The sequence below is a fragment of the Kitasatospora sp. NPDC034035 genome, from assembly GCF_055575755.1.
Map to the genome: position 1 here is coordinate 1 of NZ_JBVISA010000097.1, position 4116 is coordinate 4116.

Sequence of the window (4116 nt, forward strand, 5' to 3'; positions counted from 1 at the left end):
TCCGACAGGAGGCCGTCCACGCCCTCCCGGTCCGTGGTGTGGTCGTCCGCGAAACGACGGTCACCCGTCGCGTCCGGCACGTACTTCACACAGACAACGATCCTCAAGCTCACGGCCTTGTCTCCTGTACTGGTCTCGTCCGGCGGCTGCGGCTGTGCAAGCGGGCGCGAACACGGAACGCACCCGCTCCGGGCAGCGAATTCCCGTGCCGGTCCGGAACTTCCTGGCAGCATACTCGCCGGTAGCTCAGTGGTCACTACTGGCCAGTAGCTTACGCCGGGCGACTGCGCCCGCCGCCTGCGCACATCCTGCCCCAGGCAGGGCGCGACTCCACCTGACGGGGCGGACCGACAGGGACAGGATTCCGCTACGACGGGAATCCATCGCAACGGGATTCCTACGCGACGGGTTCCCCTACGACAGGTTCCTTTGCGACGGGGCTCCTCAGACCGCCTGGCCGAGCGCCGCAATCACGTCCGCCCTGCGCGGCTGCCCCACCGCCCGGCGCACCACCCGGCCGTCCGCGTCCAGCACCAGGACGGTCGGCGTCCGCCTGATCTGCAGCCGACGGACCAGCTCCAAGCGCGCCTCGGCGTCCACCTCGACGTGCTCGACCCCCTCGACCATCCCGGCCACCTCCGAGAGCACCCGCCGGGTGGCCCGGCACGGCTGGCAGAAGACCGTCGAGAACTGCACCAGCGTCGCCCGCACGCCGAGCGGCCCGCCCAGCTCCGCCTCCGACAGCCGTACCGTCCCGTCAGTGGTGCGCACCCTCATCCTTCCGTCGAGCCCGGCCCGCAGCAGCCCGAACGTGGTCGCGACCGCCAGCACGACAACGCACGCCACCAGCCCGGTCATCCCCCCAGTCTGCGCCAGCCACGACGGGCCCCGAAAGACGGTCGACCGCCGGGGGCGGGCCGCGTACGATCGGCCGGTGGACTCCGAGCGCTCCTCACCGCCGTTGCCGACCGCCCGCCGCGTCATCTCCCCGGGCCGGCCCACCGGACCCCACTGTCGCTGACGCCCCCGCCGCCACCTTCCGCCGCTGCCGCCCGTCGCGACCCTCCCGGAGCCCCCGTGCAGACCGACCCCCGCGGTCCCCGTTTCTCCGCCGCGCTCACCTCGGCCGTCCTGATCGCCGTCCTCCTCACCGGCAGCAGCGGACTCCTCGCCGCCCAAGCGCTCGTCTTCGCCCTCGGCGCGTTCGGCGGCTTACGGCTCTCCCCGTACGACTGGCTCTTCCGGATCCTCGTCCTGCCCCGCCTGGCCCCGCCGTCCGAGACCGAGGACGAGCGGCCGCTGCGCTTCGGGCAGGGCATCCTCCTGGTGTTCGCCGCGGTCGGCGCCCTCGGCCACGTCACCGGGGTGACCTGGCTCGGCCTGCTGGCCACCTCGGTCGGCCTCGCCTCCGCCTTCCTCAACGCCGCCTTCGGCTACTGCGTGGGCTGCGAGCTCTACCCGGTCGTCCGGCGCGCCCAGGGCCGCCTCACCGCCGGGGCCTGACCCGCCTCCGGCGGCCACCCCTAGCCCGGGGAACGGAAGAGTTCCCGGTCGAAGTTCATCACGGAGATCACACCGTGAAAATCGGCTTGACCGCACGCCTCAGGTGACAGCAGGCACTCGTTCGGGGGATCATCTCCGTGTATCACCCGTGACCGCCGCGGCGTGCCGTGCTCCGGTCGGCACCGCCCGCGCAACGTCACGGGCCCCCGCCGAACCGGGCTCCGGCCCGTGGAAGTCAGGACTGACCGTGGCAGAGTTCGTGTACCCGCCGGTGATCGGCGCCGCACTCACCGCCTTCCGCGCGCTCGACGTGCGAATCAAGATCGTGGGCGCCGAACACATCCCCGCCAAAGGGGGAGCGGTACTGGTCAGCAATCACATCAGTTACCTGGACTTTCTCTTCGCCGGCCTCGGCGCCTACCGCGGCGGCAACCGCAAGACCCGCTTCATGGCCAAGGACGACGTCTTCAAGCACCGGATCTCCGGCCCGCTGATGCGCGGCATGAAGCACATCCCGGTGGACCGCACCGACGGCCAGCCCGCGTACGAGGCCGCCGTGCGCGCCCTCAAGGCCGGCGAGGTGGTCGGGGTGTTCCCCGAGGCGACGATCAGCCGCTCGTTCATGCTGAAGAAGTTCAAGACGGGCGCCGCGCGGATGGCCGCCGACTCCGGCACCCCGCTGCTGCCCGTCGTGCTCTGGGGCACCCAGCAGCTCTGGACCAAGGGCCGCCCGAAGACGCTGACCAAGCGCCACGTCCCGGTCACCATCATGATCGGCGAACCGATTCACCTCGGGCCGGATGACAAGCCCGTCATGGTCACCAGACGACTCCGCGCCGCCATGAGCGAGATGCTCGACCAGGCCCAGCGCGAGTACCCCGGCAAGCCCTCCGGCCCGGACGACACCTGGTGGCTGCCCACCCACCTCGACGGCACCGCGCCCACTCTGGAGGTCGCCGAGGCCGAGGACGAGGCGGAGGCGCTCGCCAAGGCCGAGCGCCGCGCCGCCCGGGGCTGACAAACCCTCCCCCCCTTCCGCTACTCCGTGTGGCCTAGCGAGCGCGATCCGTCGCGTGTCGCCCGGCCTCCGACGCCCCCCGTCTGACACAGTGACAGCTCCTTTCAGGGGCCTTCGTCCTGAATCGGCGACGGGGGCACACGTCGAGCGGTCGGCAAGGTCGGAGGCAGAGATGGCACGGATCACTGGGACACGGCAGTCCCCCACAAGCAAGGCCCGCACTCGCGCAAGCGCAGGTGCGGGCCTTCTGCTTCTGGGCACCCTGCTCACAGGCTGCGGGGCCGAGCCCGGGGAGATCCCCCTCTCCGAGATCCGGCCGGAGTCCCCCTCCGCCACCCCGGAGCCGACGCCCGCCGCAACCCCCGGCGTGGTCGGCGCGGCAGCCGGAGCCCCCGCCGCGGCCACCGCGCACAACGGACTGATCGTCAGCCGGTCCTACACCGACTCCTCCCGCAGCACCAGCGCCATCGTCACCCTCTCCCCCGACGGCAGCGGCCAGCACCAGATCACCCAGCCACCGGACCGCGCCCGCGACGACCGACCCGACTGGTCCCCCGACGGCACCGCCGTCGCCTTCGACCGTACCGACCCGCAGACCGGCACCGCCCGGCTCTGGACGGTCGCCGCCTCCGGCGACGGCGCCCACCAGATCAGCCAGCTCTGCGACGACTCCAGCGGCGGCGCCGACTGCGCCAACGAGGACGAACGCGCCCCCGCCTTCTCCCCCGACGGCAAGCAGCTCGCCTTCAGCCGCTCCTGGGGCGCCCTGAACCCTGCCGACAACACCCGGACCCAGTACTCGGACCTCTACCTGATGAGCCCCGAAGGCACCGACGTCCAACGGCTCACCTTCCTCACCAACGACAAGCCCTACTCCGGCTCGGTCAGCAACCCCAGCTGGTCCCCCGACGGAAAACAGCTCACTTTCGAGTACCGCACCAGCGCCACCGGACAACCCGCCAACAGCCGGGCCATCTACGTCGTCAACACGGACGGCACCGGGCTCCGTCAGCTCACCCCCTGGGACCTGCGCGCCGGCGACCGTGCCGACTGGTCCCCCGACGGCACCAGGATCCTCTTCACCACCTACCCGGCCGGCCCCGACAACGCCCCCGGCGGCGCCATCTATACCGTCCACCCCGACGGCACCGCCATCGGCGCCCTCACCCCCGCCCCCTCGGACGCCTTCTACGGCGCCGCCGCCTACGCACCCGACGGCCAGTCCATCGTGTTCGCCCAGGCCCCCGCGGGCGCCGGCGCCGACCTCTACAGCATGCGGCCGGACGGCACGGGCGTCGCCCGCCTCACCAACAGCGCCGACAAGTGGCTCAACCACCCGGCCTGGGGCACGGCGGAACTCCCGGCTGCCCTATCTGCCCCGTCTACTCCGACCCAGAGCGCCCAGCCCGAGGCCCAGCAGCCGGCCCAGGCCCAGGGACAGCCGCCGACGGAGGAGCCGCAGTCCGAGGACGAGTGAGCCGACGGGCCAGAAAGGCCTGGAAATGCGAAGAGCCCCCATCCGGGATCCGGATGGGGGCTCTTCTGAAAGATTGTTCGGCGGCGTCCTACTCTCCCACAGGGTCCCCCCTGCAGTA

At 71.8% G+C, this 4116-nt stretch carries 4 protein-coding genes and 1 pseudogene; 3 read left to right on the forward strand and 2 right to left on the reverse strand.

The window, feature by feature from the left end; genetic code table 11:
* Together ACZ52J_RS42690 and ACZ52J_RS42695 are read right to left on the reverse strand one after the other, a co-directional pair.
* Positions 1–113: pseudogene (locus tag ACZ52J_RS42690) on the reverse strand (electron transfer flavoprotein subunit beta); the annotation flags it as partial.
* Between the two features lie 331 nt (positions 114–444).
* The gene (locus tag ACZ52J_RS42695; protein WP_360510260.1) at positions 445–858 is read right to left on the reverse strand and encodes a thioredoxin family protein; all 414 of its coding nucleotides are present in this window, start codon (positions 856–858) and stop codon (positions 445–447) included.
* 219 nt (positions 859–1077) lie between these two features.
* Between ACZ52J_RS42695 and ACZ52J_RS42700 the strand changes: the two genes are divergently transcribed.
* From ACZ52J_RS42700 to ACZ52J_RS42710, 3 genes are all read left to right on the forward strand, one after another.
* A complete protein-coding gene (locus ACZ52J_RS42700; RefSeq protein ID WP_360510258.1) occupies positions 1078–1503 on the forward strand; it encodes a DUF4395 domain-containing protein in 426 nt (141 codons plus the stop codon).
* A gap of 247 nt (positions 1504–1750) precedes the next feature.
* On the forward strand, positions 1751–2521 hold the full coding sequence (locus ACZ52J_RS42705; RefSeq protein ID WP_360510256.1) for a lysophospholipid acyltransferase family protein: 771 nt from the start codon (positions 1751–1753) through the stop codon (positions 2519–2521).
* 172 nt (positions 2522–2693) lie between these two features.
* A complete protein-coding gene (locus tag ACZ52J_RS42710) occupies positions 2694–3998 on the forward strand; it encodes a TolB family protein (RefSeq protein ID WP_465626817.1) in 1305 nt (434 codons plus the stop codon).
* Positions 3999–4116: the final 118 nt, after the last annotated feature.

Coding starts and splice junctions, on each gene's coding strand:
- ACZ52J_RS42710 (WP_465626817.1), top strand. CDS start 2,694: ATGGCACGGATCACTGGGACACGGCAGTCCCCCACAAGCAAGGCCCGC.
- ACZ52J_RS42695 (WP_360510260.1), bottom strand. CDS start 858: ATGACCGGGCTGGTGGCGTGCGTTGTCGTGCTGGCGGTCGCGACCACG.